The 20,234-nt window shown below is 50.1% G+C and carries 16 protein-coding genes; 8 read left to right on the forward strand and 8 right to left on the reverse strand.

From position 1 onward, the window contains the following. Positions 1-29 precede the first annotated feature (29 nt). The 3 genes from IPG80_RS05055 to IPG80_RS05065 all read right to left on the reverse strand — a co-directional run bounded on the left by IPG80_RS05055 (position 30) and on the right by IPG80_RS05065 (position 5,030). The gene (locus IPG80_RS05055) at positions 30-2,789 is read right to left on the reverse strand and encodes a glycoside hydrolase family 3 N-terminal domain-containing protein (RefSeq protein WP_345103361.1); all 2,760 of its coding nucleotides are present in this window, start codon (positions 2,787-2,789) and stop codon (positions 30-32) included. A gap of 118 nt (positions 2,790-2,907) precedes the next feature. Next, a complete protein-coding gene (locus tag IPG80_RS05060) occupies positions 2,908-3,660 on the reverse strand; it encodes a glycerophosphodiester phosphodiesterase family protein (protein ID WP_345103363.1) in 753 nt (250 codons plus the stop codon). 35 nt (positions 3,661-3,695) lie between these two features. After that, positions 3,696-5,030: an ATP-binding protein gene (locus IPG80_RS05065; protein ID WP_345103365.1), complete on the reverse strand. Its 1,335-nt coding sequence runs from the start codon at positions 5,028-5,030 to the stop codon at positions 3,696-3,698. A gap of 77 nt (positions 5,031-5,107) precedes the next feature. Between IPG80_RS05065 and IPG80_RS05070 the strand changes: the two genes are divergently transcribed. Continuing rightward, on the forward strand, positions 5,108-5,791 hold the full coding sequence (locus IPG80_RS05070; RefSeq protein WP_345103367.1) for a glycosyltransferase family 2 protein: 684 nt from the start codon (positions 5,108-5,110) through the stop codon (positions 5,789-5,791). A 65-nt stretch (positions 5,792-5,856) separates the two neighbouring features. Here the strand turns inward: IPG80_RS05070 and IPG80_RS05075 are convergent, their stop codons facing one another. Both IPG80_RS05075 and IPG80_RS05080 read right to left on the reverse strand, forming a co-directional pair. Next, a complete protein-coding gene (locus IPG80_RS05075) occupies positions 5,857-6,504 on the reverse strand; it encodes a hypothetical protein (RefSeq protein WP_345103369.1) in 648 nt (215 codons plus the stop codon). Positions 6,505-6,659: 155 nt separating this feature from the next. Then, positions 6,660-9,188: a S41 family peptidase gene (locus IPG80_RS05080; protein WP_345103371.1), complete on the reverse strand. Its 2,529-nt coding sequence runs from the start codon at positions 9,186-9,188 to the stop codon at positions 6,660-6,662. Between the two features lie 79 nt (positions 9,189-9,267). On the opposite strand from IPG80_RS05080, the gene IPG80_RS05085 reads away from it, so the two are divergent. Further along, a complete protein-coding gene (locus tag IPG80_RS05085; RefSeq protein ID WP_345103373.1) occupies positions 9,268-9,597 on the forward strand; it encodes a hypothetical protein in 330 nt (109 codons plus the stop codon). Positions 9,598-9,657: 60 nt separating this feature from the next. On the opposite strand, the gene IPG80_RS05090 is transcribed toward IPG80_RS05085, so the two are convergent. Genes IPG80_RS05090 through IPG80_RS05100 form a run of 3 tightly spaced genes read right to left on the reverse strand, consistent with a single transcriptional unit; the run spans position 9,658 to position 11,367 of the window. Next, positions 9,658-9,930 carry a hypothetical protein gene (locus tag IPG80_RS05090; protein WP_345103375.1) on the reverse strand — a complete coding sequence of 91 codons (273 nt, stop codon included), beginning with the start codon at positions 9,928-9,930 and terminating at the stop codon, positions 9,658-9,660. 9 nt (positions 9,931-9,939) lie between these two features. After that, positions 9,940-10,791, reverse strand: coding sequence for a DegV family protein (locus IPG80_RS05095; RefSeq protein WP_345103377.1), 852 nt, complete (start codon positions 10,789-10,791; stop codon positions 9,940-9,942). Positions 10,792-10,794: 3 nt separating this feature from the next. Continuing rightward, the gene (locus IPG80_RS05100) at positions 10,795-11,367 is read right to left on the reverse strand and encodes a sigma-70 family RNA polymerase sigma factor (protein WP_345103378.1); all 573 of its coding nucleotides are present in this window, start codon (positions 11,365-11,367) and stop codon (positions 10,795-10,797) included. 531 nt (positions 11,368-11,898) lie between these two features. On the opposite strand from IPG80_RS05100, the gene IPG80_RS05105 reads away from it, so the two are divergent. From IPG80_RS05105 to argS, 6 genes are all read left to right on the forward strand, one after another. After that, positions 11,899-12,948, forward strand: a complete 1,050-nt coding sequence (locus IPG80_RS05105) for a hypothetical protein (protein ID WP_345103379.1) — start codon at positions 11,899-11,901, stop codon at positions 12,946-12,948. 190 nt (positions 12,949-13,138) lie between these two features. Beyond that, positions 13,139-16,018: an excinuclease ABC subunit UvrA gene (uvrA, locus tag IPG80_RS05110; protein ID WP_345103381.1), complete on the forward strand. Its 2,880-nt coding sequence runs from the start codon at positions 13,139-13,141 to the stop codon at positions 16,016-16,018. A 239-nt stretch (positions 16,019-16,257) separates the two neighbouring features. Beyond that, positions 16,258-17,064, forward strand: a complete 807-nt coding sequence (locus IPG80_RS05115) for a LysM peptidoglycan-binding domain-containing protein (protein ID WP_345103383.1) — start codon at positions 16,258-16,260, stop codon at positions 17,062-17,064. 122 nt (positions 17,065-17,186) lie between these two features. Next, the gene (rpsT, locus tag IPG80_RS05120) at positions 17,187-17,459 is read left to right on the forward strand and encodes a 30S ribosomal protein S20 (protein ID WP_345103385.1); all 273 of its coding nucleotides are present in this window, start codon (positions 17,187-17,189) and stop codon (positions 17,457-17,459) included. A 67-nt stretch (positions 17,460-17,526) separates the two neighbouring features. Then, positions 17,527-18,090: a zeta toxin family protein gene (locus IPG80_RS05125; protein WP_345103387.1), complete on the forward strand. Its 564-nt coding sequence runs from the start codon at positions 17,527-17,529 to the stop codon at positions 18,088-18,090. Between the two features lie 218 nt (positions 18,091-18,308). Beyond that, positions 18,309-20,111, forward strand: coding sequence for an arginine--tRNA ligase (gene argS, locus IPG80_RS05130; protein ID WP_345103389.1), 1,803 nt, complete (start codon positions 18,309-18,311; stop codon positions 20,109-20,111). Positions 20,112-20,234: the final 123 nt, after the last annotated feature.

A 20,234-nucleotide genomic window follows, 5' to 3' on the forward strand; every position in this document is an offset into this window, starting at 1 on the left:
CTTCAAGAAATTAATATGGTTTGAAAGTACTATTTTTTCGAACGAGACCAAACCCACCCGCCTGCCAGCCCCAGTACCTGCCCCGCCATGGTGGCATAGAGCACGCCGGTGACTCCGGCATCCTTCAACCAGTCGGACACGTTGAAAAAACCAAGCGCGAGCAGGTTATATGCCAACAAACCGCCCAACAGCATTCCCAAGGACAGGCGCATGGCAAACGTCCGTTTTAGGAAGCGGGAGGATATGCCAAAGAAAGCTCCGGCTGCCAAAAGCACGAACAACATCGAAAGTGACCAAGCGGAAACACGCGGGTAGCCCTCCCCCGTCACGAAGGCATCCTGTGCTGCCTGCACCGGCGGAGCAGGCGTCGGCTCGGAAGATTGCGTCAGTTCCGGCACGACCACGGTCACTGCCACTGCTCCAGACTGGGAAACATCCAGTTGCAGAACTTCGGAGATGACCGCCGGTTCACTCGCCACACGAATTTCCAGCAGACCGGGCTTATCCAACCCGAATGCAGCGCGCGCAACACCGTCTTTCGTAACAGACTCGACCTGTTGTAAAATACCGCCGCCTTCGCCAGTGAGCAGCATGGAAAACTGCACCACCGTCCCATCGGGGACTTCATTGCCATTGTGATCTTGAATTATGCCCGTACGAATCGAAATGGTGTCACCAATACGGAAGAGCGGAGTCAGGGTCGGCTCGGGAGTGATTGAAGCTTCTGGGGTAGTCGGCGCGGGCGGCAGGTCCAGAAAGATCGGGATGATCTGATTCGGATTTGGAGCCGTAACGCTGATCAGCTCATATCCAACAGCAGGGATGGAAACAGGCGAGGCACCGGATGGCGGTAATTCTTGAAATAGCAGGCGTACAGCCACATCGACAAACTCGGGCTGTTTGCTGTAAAGTGCGTAATAAGCAGTGAAACGTGAAAGCGTGGTTGTGTCAAAATAATATGGTGCGCCGAATGTGAACAAGATCAATTGTTTATTCAAGAGCAGGTCGGGACGTTCGCGCAACAAGCGGCTGATCAATTCTGCCTGCCCCTTCGCTGAGTCATTAATGGAAAGAACGACCCAATCGGCATTATCGAGATCATCCGCTACAAATTGATTGTCATCTGGCAGGTCCAGCAATGCCTGCACATTTTCAAATGAATATGATTTCAAGCGAAACTCTTCCACTTGATTCCCGCTTTGTGGACCGTATAAGCGCAGGACTGCATTTTGCAGCGCATCGAATGCAAGGAAAGATTGAGGTGAACAATCTGAACATTGCGCCACGCTGACTGGGTCCGTGATGAACACGACTCGGTCATTTGGCTGGGGCGGTAACGGCAAAATAGAAGCCAGATCCTGCTGACTGGGGCTTACAAGTGTGGCAGCATTTCGGGCAACCTGAAAAGTAATATCCGAGTTCGTATCGGTGGATTCCAAGATCGTCCCATTCCCAATAGATTCGGGGTTCGGCAAGACAACGTTGGAAATTATGAAGTTATCGTAAATACGCAGCTTGGCAGCAATGATACGTGCTAAAGAAGCGTCCACCCGCTGGGCGAAAGCGGGGTCTTCACGATACTTTTGCGCAAAGAATTCCAAGGTGCGAACCGCCGATGTGTAACTATCAGGAGCATCATCCCCTTTGATGTTTCCCAAATACAAGAGGTCATTCCCGGCAAGGAAGGAATCACGCGCAGCAACTCGTGCCTGGAACTGACCGCCGCCCGTGACATAAAAATCATGCACAGCCGTTGTGCCAAGATTATCACTGACAAGTAATCCACCGTTGGTATACCAACTCGCAAATTCTGGCAAAGCCAAAATTTGCGTAAGCGCCTGTTGGTCAAAACTGATCGGGCGGGTCGTAGCGCGGATATTGCCCTGAAATCCCTGATAACGAATGTGCGATACGAGCAAACCATCCACAGCCTCTTCAGGGGTCGTGGCATTCCCCGTCACCGCAAAGAAAGGTGCAAACTCCACCTGTTTCAGTTGCTCAAGAGATTTACGAACCGTAGAAACTTCCACTTGCGGCAAACGATCTGCCCCGCCTGCGCCTGGAAAATGTTTGGCAACCACAAGCATCCTGCCTGCCGAACCGGTATGCAAGCCCCTCACATAGGCGCGACCCATCTCGCCCACCCAAAATGGATCACCGCCGAAAACGCGCGTCCCCAAGTCTCCGCCAGATTCAGCCGGGGTCTCCAGTACATCTAATGAAGGTCCAAGGAAAAGGTTGATACCCAATGATGAAATTTCACTACCACGCACCCCACCCACTTCTTCTGCGAGGTCAGTGTTCCATGTAGCACCGATTGCCATTTCACTAGGCAAAGGCGTCAGCCCGTCCAATATCTGGTCGGTCGGGTATCCATCCCCTTCTTGCGAGACGCCAATGAACAGTGGAACATAAGCGAAGCGTTGTGAATTTCCAGATACCGGGTCGATCACAGGTGTAATAGAGTTTTCCCACTCCATGCGTTGGAGCTGTTCGATCAATTGAAATGCCTGTTGTGGTGTATTCTCCGCACTGAAGTTATCGTTCTCTGCCAGCAGAACCACTCCACCCACATGGCGGCGAACGATCAGATCATAAATTTGCGACTCACTGCTGGTATCAACCCCGTTAAAAGTTACCAAAAACAACTGTCCCACACGCTCTTCGGGCGTCATTGAATCCATCACAAGCCGCACAGCCGCGGGCGGCGTGGCAGTTTGCGCCTGGGTTGAACCCGGTGCAAGGGAAAAAATAAAAACAAAAAGAAGAAGGACACGGATCAGGCGCATGGATGCACTTTTATAACACAACTTGCTATTAAGACAAAATGGACGCCGTTCATTGAACGACGCCATTGGATTTCCGCTTCGATCTGCGCCCGGGCTTGTTCCCGGCATTCGGAGAGCTTCACTTCGCCCTGCCAAGAGCCTGTATTGCTGCGCCAGGGTCATCCGTGAAGAGTCCGTCCACACCCCAATCACGCAGGCGCTGAATCTCCTCGGGAGAGTTTGCCGTCCATACATGTACCCGGCGTTTCACACGATGCGCGCGTTGAATTTGTTCCCGACTGGCATCTGAAATGTGCGGATGAGATGCCTGATAGTCACCGAACATGAAGCCAAAGGAACGCGCCCACAACCCCATCAGTCCGGGCAGAGCGAGTAATCCGCGCGGGATCTCAGGCAGAGTCTGTTGGGCGATCTTTAAATTCGAAGCAAAAAAGGAAGAAAAAATGATCTGGCTGGCATTGTTGTGGCGTTTGATCAAATCGCAGACCTTTACCACCAGACCATCATGCCGGGAGTAATAATTCGTCAATTCGATGTTGATAAGTTTATCCTTGCCAACAGTCTCAAAGACTTCTTCCAGCAAAGGGACTTTTGTGCCTGCAAATTTCGGGTTAAACCAGGTACCTGCATCCAATTTTCGGATCGCATCCAAGGTAAAGGAAGCGACTTTTCCCTTGCCATCCGTGGTGCGGTCCACGGTTTCATCATGGATGACGATTACATGTCCATCGACGGTAAGTTTGGCATCCAATTCCACGCCATCGGCGCCTTTTTGGATAGCTTGTGTGAAAGATGGGAGTGTATTCTCCGGCGCATGCGCCAGATCGCCCCGATGAGCGAGAAGGATGGGATGTGGGAAAAGATCAAGCATGATGAGTCAGGTTGAGGCGGTATGGTGAGGCGGGTTTAAATGTCCACAAAATAAGCTTTGGCAGCGCGATCGATCATTTCACGCGACATGGTAGGCGTAACCGACATGTACGAGGCGATGTCGAGAATCTGATCGCACAGGTCGCGGGGATGGGAGGCGCGCAGCTTTCGATTGCGTTTGATGTACCATTCCTGCAGAAGATAAGCCAATCCCTGATCGTTATATTCAACGCGTTTGTCTTGGGCAACGCGCTTAAAGATCTCGCGATATTCTTCAAAGGATGGATCGCCGATCTCGATCTTGTGTCGCAAACGGCGCAGGAAGGCTTCATCCACAAGGTCTTTTGGCGGCAGGTTGGTCGAGAAGACGATCAAGACATCGAAGGGCACTTCCACTTTGCGCCCGGTATGCAGGCGCAGGAAGTCCACCCGGTTTTCGAGTGGAACGATCCAGCGGTTGAGCAGGTCACGCGGACGAACCTGCTGGCGTCCAAAGTCGTCAATAAGCAGAATTCCGCCATTGGCTTTTACTTGAAATGGCGCTTCGTAAAATTTTGTGGTGTCATCAAATACGAGGTCAAGACCTTCCAACGTCAACTCGCCGCCGACAACAATGAATGGTCGACGAATCTTAACCCAACGTGGGTCGCGGCGGTTGTTGGAGCGCAATGTACCGGTTGGGTTGGGAGAACCAGTGTCATTATCCGGTGCAAGGCTGTGGCTGACCGCATCATATACCTTGATCACCTGCCCATCCAGATACAAAGCATACGGAATGTACATATTCTGGCTAAGCACCAGGTTGCCAAAAGCACGAGCAATGCTGGTTTTACCGTTTCCGGGAGGTCCATACATAAAGATGGATGTTCCGGAATTCAAAGCAGGACCAAGACGCTGAAAAGACGCCTCGGAAATCACCATTTGCGAAAGAATCTGCCGCATACTACGAGTGGTAACAGCAACCCTGCCGCTCTTTTGCTTTCGAATGGATTCATTATAGACTTCGAAAGGAACCGGGGCTGGTCCTGCATATTGACTGCGTTCCAACGCTTCACGCGCGCGGACAATTCCAGCGCTGGTGATGCCGTAGGTGTAGGACCCCTCACCCAAGCCGCCCTGAGACGACTTGACTTCGATCAATTTTTCCTGTTTAAGGGTGGTTAAAAGTTGGTCTGTCACACCGGCAAAGGGCAGGGTGATCTCATCAGAGATCTTGCTGCCAGACAAATACCCACGAAAGTAAAGCACCTTTAAAATGAGATCTTGAAGCCAGAGGGTGGAAAGCCCCGTATCCTCAAGGCTATTGATCTGCGGCGGAGTAAACCCGCCAGAAGGCGCAGGGGGAATTTGTCCAGTTTGTTTTACTACCATAAGGGTCACCGTATCCAGAGTGGAAAATTTCGAACGTGCGTCCGATTATACTTCTTTTCGTTTATAATCCAGCCGCTATGAAACTCTCTGTCATAATTCCCGTTTACAACGAAGTTGAAAGCATCCAGACCATCATTCAACGCGTCCAGGCGACCCAATTGGCGCATGAGATCATACTTGTGGACGATGGCTCGAAGGATGGAACGCGCGACATTCTGGGTACCCTGGATGGAAAAAATGGGTTGCGCGTCATCTTACATGAAAAAAATAAAGGCAAGGGCGCTGCCGTGCGTACTGGTATGAATGCCGCTCAGGGGGATATCCTCCTGATTCAGGATGCCGACCTTGAGTACGATCCGCGCGATTACCCTGAACTGATAAAGCCCATCGAAGAAGGCTTGGCTGATGTTGTATACGGCTCACGCTTCCTCGGTAGGGCGCATCGTGTGACCATGTTCTGGCACATGGTGGCAAACAAGTCATTGACCTTGATGACCAACATCCTATATGACACCATTCTGACCGATATGGAAACCGGTTACAAGGTCTTCCGCAAAGAGGTAATTGCAGGAATGGTTATCCGTGCCAACAGTTTCAACTTTGAGCCAGAATTTACCGCCAAGATCCTCAAACGCAAATATCGTATTTATGAGGTGCCGATCACTTTTAATCCACGTGATTACACACAGGGAAAGAAGATCAAACTTCATGATGCCTTCGAGGCAGTCTGGGCGCTGATCAAATATCGTTTCGTGGACTAACCTCCAATATATACAAATAAAAAAGACACCGGCATGCCGGTGTCTTTTTTATTGCAAATGATAAATTAGCCAGGAATGATCTCAAGGCGCTTAATGATCACTTCCATGGTGGGGCGGGCGCTGGCAGAAAGATTGGGATCGGAGGATTCATTGTTGAAGAAGTTGCCATGAGGAGAACTCGTCTCACCGTTTTCGAAAGTAACCCATGCCCAGGCAAAATAAGCGCCCTGCGGCAAGCTAAGAGAGCGGCTTTGGTTCTTGGCAATACTAATGGGATTTCCAACTACATATCCGCATTGCCCATAAGCATTTTCTTTCCAGAGGAAAACACCCAAACTGACCTGTCCACCGGTCTTGTTCTTAAAGCGAACATTGGTAAGCGGACCAGCTTCAGAAGTCTTCAAGATCTTGTCACAGGGGTCCACCACACTTTCAGGAGTTGTCTGCAAGGCAAGCCCATCTGTAACATTCGGCATAGCCGTGGGATTATCAACAGAAACCATCACCACAGGTTCGGTTGGGATCGCCGGAGCCTCGGCAACTGTGACCGGAGCGTTTTCAACAGCAACACTGTTCTCGGCAATTGTGGTCATTGCCACAGCAACCGCAATGGCGTTTTGATCTTCAGCAGAAAGAGTCGGCTGGGCTGGCTGGGCAGCACATGCCGTCACCAGGATGGTGGCAAGAATGCTAATTAACAATGATTTTTTCATGGGTTCTCCAGTCGTTTCCGTAAATGGGATGATTTGGCACATCTTCAGCGCCTCAACCATTAAGATAATTATACTTAGTTTTTATAAGTTTTGTCTGCAATACCCTTACAAGAACAGGGAATCCCGGGTCTCTCCCGACCCGGGATTCCTGAAGATCAAGGTACAAAGACAGAGTACTTGGAAATATAGTCCCCTGCCGGGTAATCCCCCATCCCATCATTGATCGCACTCTTGAAAGTAACTGATGTTGTCAGATGATGCTCCCCAGACTGCCAGTCTGAAAGAGCCGTATAAATGACCCGGCACTGATTCCCGCCCGATTCCAGCTCAGAAACGGCGAATTGGTCGAGGGGAACTACCTCTCCATTCATCTCAAAGGTGACGTTGATCTGGCTGAAATTCTGCGCCAGCGTCTCCTTGGTAGACGCACACCAGTAATACGCCCAGATCAATGTTTCAGACTTTTCAAGTGGAACTGTATAAGTCAACTCACCAGGGACAGATGCCTCTTCGGGCGGATACTGCTCGCGCGCTTTGGCATCAAGAAATTCCGCGCCGGCAGACAAAGCAGATTCCGCTTCTTCCTTCGTAGAAAGTTTCGGTGAAGCAGATGGAGTAACCCCGGCTCCCATAGGCTGACCGATGACTTCCTCCGCCGCCTCAAGGATCACATCATCCCCAGCCAAAACGCGCTGGAATGATTCCACGGTTACAGGTACACGCACATCAGGGGCTACGCCACCGCCTTCAATATGGATGTTGCCATCAGCATCCATTTGGCGCGCTACAGTCATCTGCACATAGGTACTTTCCGGCATCATGAACGCCTCTATACCCCCGCCTGCGCCAGAGGTCGGATACTGCCCCACAATGGTGGCGCGGTCATTGATGGTCATGTCATAGGAGAAGAACTCACAGGCACTAACACATGCCGGACCCACCATCACCACCACCGGACCCGTATATTGCAACCCTTCCCGCGGCGGGATCATGAGCGCTTCACTGGCAGGGTCGATATAAAACTCGTCCGAAACTTCATCGTATGTGGATCCTTTTCTAGAAACAACCTCTTGTGTAAAGAAGTAGGCTGCCATCTGATCTGCAAGCCAACCGCTGCCGCCGCTGTTATTGCGCATGTCCAGGATCACACCGGGGACCTTATTATCAACGAAATATTGCAAAGCATATTCCCAGGCTTGAATGCTCAAAACTTCGTTTTCGGAGAAGCTGCTGATCTTGATATATCCATAACCGCTTGGTAAGACTTTGAATTCCACGGGTAATGAAGTGGCAGGCTGACCAAAGGCAAAAGAGGTAACACTAAAACTATCACGCTCAGCGACCACTTCCAAAACAGCCGATTGCGCCGTTCCACCTGGGTTCACGAATGCAACCTCCACCTGCCCTTTCTCTGCTCGGAAACGGGTAGCATAACGCAATTGCTGTAATCGTTTGATCTCAGGGTTGCTAAACGGCGAAGACCATGGCACCACAACAGAGACAATATCATCGATCGGCTTCCCATCCATGGAAATGATCTCAGCGCCAAATTCGATGCCCGATTTTTCCGCGGGACCACCCGGGGTGATATAACGAGCAACGATCTTGCCATCACTGGTTTCTCCCAGCGCCAGACCTATCCCTCCCGAAATATCAGCGGAGAAATCATCATTAAGCGCAGAGATATCCATAGCAATGTGAGTATCAGGAACAGACCAAAGGAAATCGCGCAATGCCAGAGCATACGCGTGAGAATCTTTGGATTTCTCTGCCTCTTCAAAACGGGGACGGAATTCCTCCTCGCGGGCGTCCCAATCCACCTTCTTAAATTCCGTATAGGCGTATTCCTTGCGGAATTTTTCCAACATGGCGTCGAACGCCTCGGTGTAAGACATTTGCGAAAAATCATCCAACGCGGAGCTTTCCGGCTCATATAAATTAAGTGTCGGGTTATCCGAGCGGTCGATCGCAAATGGAGATTGGTCCATATCCACCACAGACCAACCAACAGGCAAACTCACAAGCGGGTCATCGTCTGTGAATAATTTTTTATCTGCACCAAAATCGGAGGGGAATTGCTGATCCTCGTCCGGTGCATACACTACATATTGCCCACCATAGACTTCAAGGAAAGAATCGCTAGAATCGCTTACCCGAGTGGAGGCATATGCCCCTGACCATCCGCCGCCGCCTTGATCGCGCTTCTCAAGATAAGGGTCACCCCAGGTATTCGTCCAATACGCCACAGCAAAGACCATCACGCCAGTATCTTGCTGCCCGTCATGATCGACATCATTCAATGTCCCTTTTGGCTGGGCAGGCAGGGTCAAGCTATAGGTGAACGGCGAGGTATAAAAATCGGACGTGATCTGCCCCATCACCTGCGACTCGACCGGAATAATGAATTTGCGATTTCGGGCAACGAACCCACCCTGATCTTCCAAAATGATCACAGGCTCAGCGACGCCCATGGTAAAGAACAAGTCTGTATATTCCACCTTACCGGTCACTACCGTGGGACCATCACCCGAAGGAAGCGCCTCCAAAGCAGGTTCTGACACAGGCTCGGCAGCCTCTGTTACAGCTGCGTCTGGCGCACCAACCGGCGCCACTCCGCCGCACGCACTGATCATCACACTTAGAACTACGCTCCAAATAAATACCGATAACAATTTATTTTTCATCTTCAGCCTCCTCAATACTTTCCCAAATTATACCCAGTGCGGTCTTAAATCCAGCAACAGGTTATCTTATAATCACAATATGACCAACCCTGCCAACGAAATCCAACATGAGTTTGAAGCCGCTGCACAGGCAAGAGCCAATCACAATGAAGGACAGGCGCGGGTGTGTGCGCGCCGTGCTGCTGGCATCGCCATCCGGGATTACCTGACCCGCAAAGGAACCCGCCTCCCAAGCCGTTCCGCCCATGACCTGCTTAATTTCATCAAAGAAGAAACGCTTCTCCCCCCCGACTTGAAATTGGCTGCTGACCATTTGACCTTGCGTGTTACCGAAGAATTCAAACTCCCGATCAATGCCGACCTGATCGCCGAATCAAAAGCATTGTGCAATTGGTTGCTGAAGAATTAACCCGGTTAAATCAAAAACCCCTAAAGGTTTTCCTTTAGGGGTTTATTCTTTTTTACAAACTTACATTGCGTCTCTACGACCGGTGAGGTAGTAGAACATGCGCGCCAGCGTAACCAATAACAACATACCAGACATTACTCCGCCAAAGACAATGAACAACTTGCGCCAGTCGGTCAGCCGCAGAGTGATCTCGGAACGGGTTGGCATTTGAACACGTCCGCGCAGGCGTTCGACCAGACCGTTCGGAGGCGATACCCGTTTCAACGTCCGCGAGAGATGCGTTTCGAGGGATTGCAATTCATTATTTGTGGAGGAAGTCTGATGTGCGTTCATTGGGTCTAATTACTCAGCAGGATATAACACCAAGCCAACTGTGCCGGGTCCAAAATTGATGACAAGCGAGATCGATAGGTCGGTCAGGAAACTTTCCTTAACGTTGAAACGTTTCTTTGCCTCGTCCAGCAGTGACTGTGCGGATGCTTCATCATTGGCATGAACGACTCCAACTGCAACAGGTGCATCGCCAACGGTTTCTTTTGCAAGATCAAGCACACGTTCAATGGCAGCCTTGCGCGTGCGAACGCGATCGACCATGTCGATCAGCCCGTCTTTCAATAAAGCAATCGGTTTGACGTTCAAGACAGATGCGAGCGCTGCCGAAAGCGCGCCGACACGTCCGCTGCGGCGAGCGTATTCAAGGGTCTCAAGAGTGAGAACCACATGGGTTTTGCTACGAACACCTTCGATGAATTTCACGATCTCATCGACGCTCTTGCCAGCACGTTCCATCTGGCGGGCAGCGCGGCACATAAAAGCCGTGCCCATCGTTCCGCATAACGTATCCACCGGCACAACAGTGTAAGTGCCCTTTAATTCCTCAGCCGCCGAAACGGATGAGGCGTATGTGCCGGAGAGTTTGCTGGTGATATGAATGGAAAGGATCGTATCGCCGGGTTGGGCGATCTTTTTGTAGAATTCCACAAACTGATGCGGAGAAGGCTGGGAGGTCTTGGGATGAGGGAGGGTCTTGCTGTTCACCAGTTTGTAAAACCCGTCCTGGTCAAGTTCCACATCCTGGATGAAGGTCTTTTCTTCGCCAAAATGCACGTTGATCGGAATGCGCTGAATGTCGTATTCCTTGTACCACTCTGTTGGAAGGTCTACTGCGCCGTCGGTTACGATACGTAATGCCATGGTTTATTCTCCTTCAAGATTAAGATTTTGATCTTCCAATTGATCTCGAAGTGCCAGAAGAGTGCGATGATAAAGACTCTTCACAGCTCCTTCGCTTCTACCCATGATCTTACCGATCTCAGCGTTAGACATGTTCTCGACAAATTTCAAGATCAACAGGTTCTGCCTCTCCGGCGGAAGCTTGCGGATCATTTTCAACAGCGCATCCTGCTCCTGCGAACGGACCAAATTCCTTTCAGGGTGGTCACCCTTGGTCGGCAGAATGGGCAGGTCATCAATAGGGATTTCCTGCTTACGGCTGCGGTCGCGATGCCAGTTCGCCACCAAGTTGTGAGCGATCCGGTAAAGCCATGCCGAGAACGGCACTCCACGATCCGTGTAATTTCGGATGTGGTTCATCGCCCGCTGGAATACACGCGCGGTTAAATCCTCAGCATCATGCTGGTTCCCAGTGCGATAGTACACATAGTTGAAGATGCGCTCTGCATAGCGTTCGTACAGTGCGCCAAATGCGTCCTTATCGCCTTGGGAGGCGCGGGCGAGCACTTCCTCTTCGTGATATTCCGTATCGGACAAGTTAAAAACCTTACCGGCGGAACTAAAAATAAGAACACCGCCGGATTTGAGAAGTTGCACTCAGTATAACATGACCAATTTCCTATATTTTGCGTAGAAAAATAGTAGGGTTACCCCGAACGACCGAAACTGCCTCGTTCAAGATAATGCCGATGCACAAACCAGCTCAATGCCCCAAGAAAGGGAATATCAATTCTAGAGCCCGAATTTAAACACCGTTCCCAAGCAAGTTTGCAAGAAAAGTATGCGGGGTTATAAAAAAAGAAACAATAAAAGCCCTTGTACTTCTCCGAATTTATATTGGATATCTTTTAGCGCATTCATAAAAATCCGTTGAGGCTTTTACCATGCCGTCTTTTCTTCAAAATGAACGGAGACGTTTATTTTGAAGAAATGTTCCCCAATGAACGGTGAAAAACTTTCATACAAAAGTCATGCCACGAAAGGGTGATTTTCAAGGTGCATGAAAAAGTTTAATATCAGACACGCAGGTCACAAATTTATTTTATGAAGAAAAAAATAGGAGAAGTTATGAAATCAAATCTATCGAAATTGTTGGCAATTCTAATGGTGTTAATGCTATCTGCTTGTAATTTTGGAGGCGCCACTCCAGATGCAACGGAAGCACCAGCTATTGACTCACCAGTTGCAACAGAAGCACCAGCTACTGAAGCACCGATCGTTCACACGACGATACCTTCTGAACCAGCCGAAACTATAGGAAACGCTTCAGACAATGATGAAATCAATTCTGCTGAAAATAAAGATGTAAATTTTGGCGATGACTTTAAGAAAAACAGATATGAACGTCCATTTACTGCGGACATGGGAGCATATTTACCTGAAATTGACATTGTCAATTTCTCAATTGGTGAAGATGATAATTTCTTTTATGTCACCCTAAATTTGGGCGGATTGGCTGCTGCTGGCCAAGCTCCCAGCGGTCATTACGCCATTGAATTAGACAGCAACATTGACGGACGCGGCGAATTGTTGATCGTTGCCAACCCAACATTTGGAAGTGACTGGAGCACGAATGGTGTGCAAATCTACGCTGATGACAATGGCGATATTGGCGGCAATGACGCAAAACGCAGTGATACGAATTACACGGGCGATGGCTACGAAAAACTCATGTTTGATAGTGGAGAGGGAGCAAACCCCGATCTGGGATGGGTACGATTTGTGAACGGTGAAACTCCTTCCATTCAAATTGCATTCAACAAGGTCATCTTTCCTTCTACCCCTACTTTTATGTGGTCGGTTTGGGCAAGTGCCACCCCATTTGATACTACAAAGTTCAATTTACATGACACAACAACAGAAGAATCTGCCGGGTCACCGGACAAACAAAACAGTCTGTACCCGATCAAAAACATTGCTGGTATCGACAACTCCTGCCGCGTCCCAGTGGGTTTTGTCCCAACTGGCACCGAGCCCTTGGGCTGCCCCGTAGCTGGTGTTTCGGAAGAAGCAGGGGATGATGGTTCATCGCCTTCTTCACCATCATCAGGGGGCGGTGGCATCATACTTGTGAATATTTGCCAAAAATTCCCAGCCCTTTGTGAAATCAAACCCTAATTTCAATTGCTTTTTGGTCTTTCAGCATCCGTCGAATATTCGACGGATGCTTTTATATATACAAATACGAATACGTTTTCACCGAAAATATGGAGGTCTTGTATAAGAATAATTATTTTCAATTAACTCCCGAGACTATTCAATTAACAGAACGCCTGTGCTATAATCATCCCTCCCAAACAGGAGTCTCATGTCTTCCAACAAAATCCGTGTCGTGGGCGCGCGCGTCCATAATCTGAAAAATATCACCGTAGAAATTCCACGCGACAAGTTCGTGGTCATCACCGGCTTGTCGGGGTCGGGCAAGTCGTCACTGGCGTTCGATACCATCTTCGCCGAAGGACAGCGACGTTATGTCGAGTCACTTTCGGCGTATGCGCGCCAGTTCATCGGTCAAATGGACAAGCCCGATGTCGATTACATTGACGGGCTCTCCCCCGCCGTATCCATCGACCAGAAATCCACCAGCCACAACCCGCGTTCCACCGTCGGCACCGTAACCGAAATCTATGATTACATGCGTCTTTTGTTTGCGCGTGCAGGCATTCCGCACTGCCCGGTTTGCGGACGTGTCGTGGCGAAACAATCAGCTCAAGAGATCGTGGATAAGATCGCAAACTTACCTGAAGGCACGCGCATCATTCTGCTTGCCCCGTTGGTGCGCGGACGCAAAGGCACATATCAAGCTGTCTTTGATGAGATCCGCAAGGCAGGCTTTACCCGCGCTCGCGTAGATGGAACCGTCCACTCGCTCGACGATGAGATCGAACTCGACCGTTATAAACAACATACGATCGAAGCGGTTGTTGACCGTCTTGTCATTTCGCAGGAAGGTTCAAAGGAAGATAAAAGAGCGGCGCTTACCCGTCTGACCGATTCAGTAGAGACGGCTCTCAAATTCGGCGAGGGATACATCACCGTAAACCTCGTGGATAAAAAGGAAGACATCGCCTACTCTGAGCATCTTGCCTGCCCCGAGCACGGTTCGACCATCTCTGAAGTGGAGCCGCGTACCTTTTCCTTTAACACGCCCCAAGGCGCTTGCCCAGATTGTCAGGGACTTGGCTCCAAACTGGAAATTGACCCCAACCGCATCATCCCAGACGATAGCTTGTCTCTGACCGATGGAGCGATCATCAGCATGGAGTGGAGTGGACCGAAGGAAGAAGGCGGCTATTACTGGCAGAGTTTGGTTAACGCCGCCAAGGCGTTCAAATTTGATCTGGATAAACCCTTCAATGAATTGACCAAAGAACAGCAAAAGATCGTTTTGTACGGCACGGGTGACAAACAAATTCAGATGACCTATCAGAACGCGAATGGCAATGAGTTCAAATTTACCCGTGCCTTCGAAGGCGTCATCACCAACCTCGAACGCCGCTACCGTGAAACGAACTCGGAATACATCCGCGAAAAAATTTCAGAGTTCATGTCCGACCGTCCCTGCCCGAGTTGTAAGGGAAAAAGACTTAATCCCGCCGCATTAGCCGTCACCGTGGACGATGTTAACATCGTGGAAGCCAACTCATGGCCCGTGCTGGTAACGCTGGATTGGGTGAAAAAGATCGCGGGCAAAAATTCGCCGCTTACATCCAAACAGAAAGCCATCGCCGAACGAGTGATTAGAGAAATCCACGAACGCTTGAACTTCCTCGTCAACGTCGGTTTGGATTATTTGACATTGAACCGTTCAGCTGTGACTCTCTCTGGTGGAGAAGCTCAACGCATCCGCCTTGCGACGCAAGTTGGTTCACGTCTCGTGGGCGTGCTCTACGTTTTAGATGAACCCTCCATTGGTTTACATCCGCGTGATAATTCACGTCTGCTGGAAACGCTCAAAGGTCTGCGTGATCTCGGCAATACGGTCTTGGTCGTTGAACACGATGACGAAACCATCCTTGAATCAGATTGGGTCATCGATCTGGGTCCTGCCGCCGGTGAACATGGCGGACAGGTGATTGCAGAAGGCACGCCCAAGCAGATCTTGGCGCACCCAAAGTCACTCACTGGACAATATCTCTCGGGGCGGAAACAGGTTGAAGTCCCGAAGAAGAGGCGCGAAGGTAATGGGAAGAATCTCAAAATCCTCGGCGCAACTGCAAACAATCTCAAGAACCTCAATATCACCATCCCGCTTGGAAAGTTGATTTGCATCACTGGTGTTTCCGGCTCGGGCAAATCCACGTTGATGAGCGATATTCTATACAACGAACTCGCCGCAAAGTTAATGGGCGCGCGCACCCAAGGCGGCGAACACAAAAAGATCGAAGGGATCGAGCATCTCGACAAGATCATCAACATTGACCAGTCACCCATCGGGCGCACACCGCGCTCGAACCCGGGTACGTATACCGGCTTGTTCGATGAAATTCGCAAGCTGTATGCTGAACTGCCCGAAAGCAAAGTGCGCGGATACAAACCCGGGCGCTTCTCTTTCAATGTGCATGGCGGGCGTTGTGAAGCCTGTCAGGGACAGGGCGAATTACGTATTGAAATGCAATTCCTGCCGGATGTGTACGTGCCCTGTGATGTTTGTCATGGCAAGCGCTTCAACCGCGAGACCTTGCAGGTTTTATTCCGTGATAAATATTCAATTGCCGATGTGTTGGATATGACCGTTGAGCATGCGCTGGGAGAATTTCAGAATTATCCGCAGATGCAGAATAAGCTGAAGCTCTTACAGGAAGTTGGCTTGGGCTACGTGCGTGTGGGGCAGCCTGCTACAACTCTCTCTGGTGGTGAGGCGCAACGTGTAAAGTTATCGAAAGAGTTGTCTCGCCGCGCAACTGGACGAACTTTGTACGTGCTCGACGAACCCTCCGTCGGCTTGCACGCAGCAGACGTTCACAAATTGATCGAAGTAATGCAGCGACTGGTCGATACTGGCAATTCGGTGTTGATCATCGAGCACAACCTAGACATTATCAAGGTTGCCGACTGGTTGATCGATCTCGGTCCCGAAGGCGGCGACCGTGGCGGCGAATTGATCGCCGAAGGTACGCCGGAACAAGTGATGAAGGTCAAGGGTTCTTACACTGGAAAATACTTAAAAGAGCATATGGCACGATAATTGCCTCTCATTGTTACACCCCCTAAGACCTCTGCGCTTATCATGCAGAGGTCTTTCTATATCTTTTCGTTTTTACTCCGGAGTCAATCATTATGAGATCTACACCAATTTTTTACTCGTGCTGAACTGGGAGGGCTATTCCTCCCGACTTACGCAATTCAATTTTTCAGGTAGAATTAAATCACACTGCTACTGGCTGGAAAATACATCAAGAAAGTAGTGCAAAAAGGAATGTCTCAATGAATATCAAACCTACAGGCTCCCCCCCATCAGGAACGATCGGCTCCTATCGCAAACGAAACCGCGGCAGGCAAAACACGATCGTGATCGCTGCTGGTGTACTTTTACTGGGAGGGCTGGCACTGTTGATCTACTGGCTTACCCTGCCCGGAAAGCCGATCAACCTTCTGTTGGCTACGGACACCCCCACCCCTACCATGACCTACACGCCAACCAACACGAACACGCCAACACCCACGTTTACAGAAACACCTTCACCCACCATCACATCAACGCCTACGTTCTCGGCGCCGTTTACCTACACCGTGCAGGATGGCGACTCTCTGGCAGTAATTGCAGAAAAGTTCGCATTGGGTGAAAATGCCATTCCGCTCATGTTGCTCCTGAATCCTTATGCAACCCCTTCCGATCCGACCAAATTCGCTACAGGGATCGACCCAACTACACTAAATGTCGTTCCTGGTCAGACCATTTTGCTGCCCAACCCAGATATGCCGCTTCCGACCGCGACAACTATTCCACCTAACCTCCCGCGCGGAACCAAATTGGAGTACGTAGTTGCTTCCGGTGACTCGCTGGGTGCGATCGCAAATACGTTCAACAGCACCATCGAAGAAATCATGAAAGAAAATTCTCTGACCGACCCGAACGCCCTCTTTGTTGGGCAGGTTCTGTTGGTTCCGGTGAATATTGTGACAGCCACCGCCACTCGTCCGCCAACCAGCACGCCTATTACACCGGGTCCGGGTACGGTTCTCCCCACCGCCACCTACACCCCCATCAACGCTGCACCGGCGACCCCATAACCAATGATCCGCGGGCAAAATTGCCCGCGGATTTCTTTTCGATTTACTGGACAAATACGCCCCCGCCATGTAAAATATGTCGCCGTCGTAAAAGTAAGGCAAGAATTTTTTGGAGGAAGACCTTGGCTAACATTCAGTCACAAATCAAACGCAATCGTCAGAACGAGAAGCGCCGTCTGCGTAACCGCAATGTCCGTGGCGCCGCCCGCACTGCCGATAACGCCGCGCGCAAAGCCATTTCCAGCGAGACCCCTGAAACCAAGCAAGCTGTGATGCAAGCCATCAGCGCTTTGGATAAGGCAGCTGAAAAAGGCGTGTTCCATAAGAACACGGTCGCGCGTCGCAAGAGCCGCTTGATGAAAGCCCTTGCAGCGTTGACCAAAAAGAGCGCGTAAGTTAGCACTCGAACAGCAGCGGGAGTCGCAAGACTCCCGTTTTTGTTTTACCCTTCACGGGTACTTTATGCCCACTGTCATCTTTATCAACGGGACATCCTCCTCTGGAAAAACTTCTCTGCTGAAACTTTTGCAGAAAAAGTTACCCGATCCATATCTGGATATGGGCATCGACAAATTCATTTGGATGCTGCCCAGCCGCTATCTTGACCGTCCGCTTTGGGATGAGGTCCTTGGAAAAGCGCTTCATGCTGGACCTGTGGGCTGGTCGCTGTTCTCGGGCATGCACCACGCCATCGCCGCTGCCGCTTCGCGCGGAAACAACGTCCTTGCTGACCATGTTTTCGTCGAAAAAGCCTGGGTGGATGAGTGCGCCGAATTGTTTGCCAAAACGAACACTTACCTCATTGGGCTGACCTGTCCACTGGAAATTTTGGAACAACGCGAAAAAGATAGAAAAGACCGTACCCTCGGTCAAGCCAGACTGCAATATGAGGTTATTCATAAATACGCTCAATACGACCTCGAACTCGACACTGCCACATTGACGACCGAAGAATGCGCTGAAAAGGTCATTGAACGATTGAAGTCTCCGCCAATAGCATTCAAAAGTCTAATCCCGATGGGATAACAGGATTTTAGCAACAAACAAATCGTCACATGAACCCCAAAGGGGTGTCGTAGCACGATAAAACCTATATCACCCCTTCGGGGTTGGGATGATATAACCCAAAAATCTATAATCATTTCACGCCTTCGGCGTTGAGAAGCCCCCAACCTACATTCATTTCGTTTCGGCATTGAAAGTAGATATAATCGAAATTATCTATCCACAGGATCGCTACGCCTATGTTTCAAAAAGAACAACAACTCATCGAAGAAAAAGTAAAAGAGTTCTGCAAAGCCAACGACATTGCGCTGGCAGAATTGAAATGGCAGCCCATCCCCTTCTCGGGTGAATGGGGTTTTGCTACTTCCTTCTTTCAGACTGCCGCCAACGAAGCGAAACTCGGTAGAGGCAGCAAACTTCCGGTGCCGCAAAAGGCTCAAGAAATTGCCGAGCAGGTCAAGGCGCAGTTGGGAAGCGTAGCTGGGATCAGTCACATCGAAGCGGTGAAAGGCTATCTCAACGTCTACTTTAAAACATCTGAGTATGCGGGTCGCGTTGTGGAAGAAGTGCTCTCCAATGGAATTGAATTTGGGCGTGGTGCGGCGAAGGCTGAGACTGTGATGGTCGAATATGCTCAGCCGAATACACATCATTCGTTTCATATTGGGCATGCACGCAATACAATCTTGGGTGAAGTGTTGGCAAGGCTGGTTGAGTTTGCAGGCTTTAAAACCATCCGTGCTTCATACCCCGGTGACTTGGGTCTGGGCGTCATCACGGTGATGTGGATCTATGAAAAACTATACAAGGGACAGGAACCTGCAGGCGTTCATGAGCGCGGGCAATGGCTCTTAAAGTTGTACGTGGAAGCCAATCAGTTGTTGGAAAAGAAAGAAAACGAAACACCCGAGCAGACCGCGCAGCGCGAAGCTTACGAAGCCGAACGCCGCGAGATGTATCGCAAGTGGGACGCGGGCGATGAGTATGTGCGCGAGTTATGGCGTGTGACCCGTGAGTGGAGCTTGGAAGAACTGCGCGAAGTGCTGCACATGCTCGATGTAAAAATGGATGTGTGGTTCTACGAGTCTGAAGTGGATGAGCCCTCGAAGGTGATCGTGGATGAATTGATCGCCAAAAACATCGCAGATGATGAACGCCCAAGCGGCGGCGCAGTCATCGTTAAGATCGACGAGAAACTTGGGCTGACCAAGGAGAAGTATCGCACTAACGTCATTTTGCGCCGAGACGGCACGACGCTTTACCTGACCAAAGATCTGGCATTAGCCAAAGTGAAGTTCGAACAGTATCACGTAGACCGTTCGATCTATGTCGTTGACTCGCGCCAGGCATTGCACTTGCAACAGGCATTTGCCATTCTCAAGTTGTGGGGCTTCCCGCAATCGGAGAAGTGTCATCACCTCGGCTACGGTTTTGTGAGTTTGCCTGAAGGTGCCATGTCTTCCCGCAAGGGACGTGTGGTTTTGTTTAAAGAAGTGTATGACGAAGCCGTGAAGCGCGTGCTTTCGGTGAATGCCGAAAAGAGCGTGGAGATCGCACCTGACGAACGCGAGCAGATCGCCCAGCAGATCGGTTTAGGCGCATTGGTCTATTCGATGCTTTCGGTGGATAACAATAAAGACATTGTCTTCGACATCAACGAAGCGCTTTCATTCGACGGACGGACTGGTCCGTATATTCAGAATGCGCATGTGCGTGCAAACTCCATTTTGAAAAAGGCTGGCAGTGTGATGAGCGCCACGTTTGATTATGATCTTACAAAGCAGGAGATCGAGTTAATCGAGCAGATGTCACAGTTCCCGCAGAAAGTGCAACAGGCGGCAGAAGAGTATCGTCCGCTCGTGATGGCGATGTATGCCTACGATCTGGCGAACGCCTTCCACTCGTTCTATCATGCCGTGCCTGTCTTGCAAAATGATGATGAAAAGGTAAAGAATGCCCGTCTGCGATTGGTGGCAGCGGCAAAGCAGGTGGTGGCAAATGCCCTGCGGCTTTTGGATATTCAGTCGCCGGATGTGATGTAGTGGATGAAAGAGGGAAAAGAAAATAGATAGAAAGTGGAGACAGATCAAGTTGTGAAGCTTGGTCTGTTTTTTTATTAGACGATAGACCATGGACGATGGACAATGGTCTAATGCAAATCGAAC

The sequence above is a fragment of the Candidatus Villigracilis vicinus genome, from assembly GCF_016702885.1.
GTDB lineage: Bacteria > Chloroflexota > Anaerolineae > Anaerolineales > Villigracilaceae > Villigracilis > Villigracilis vicinus.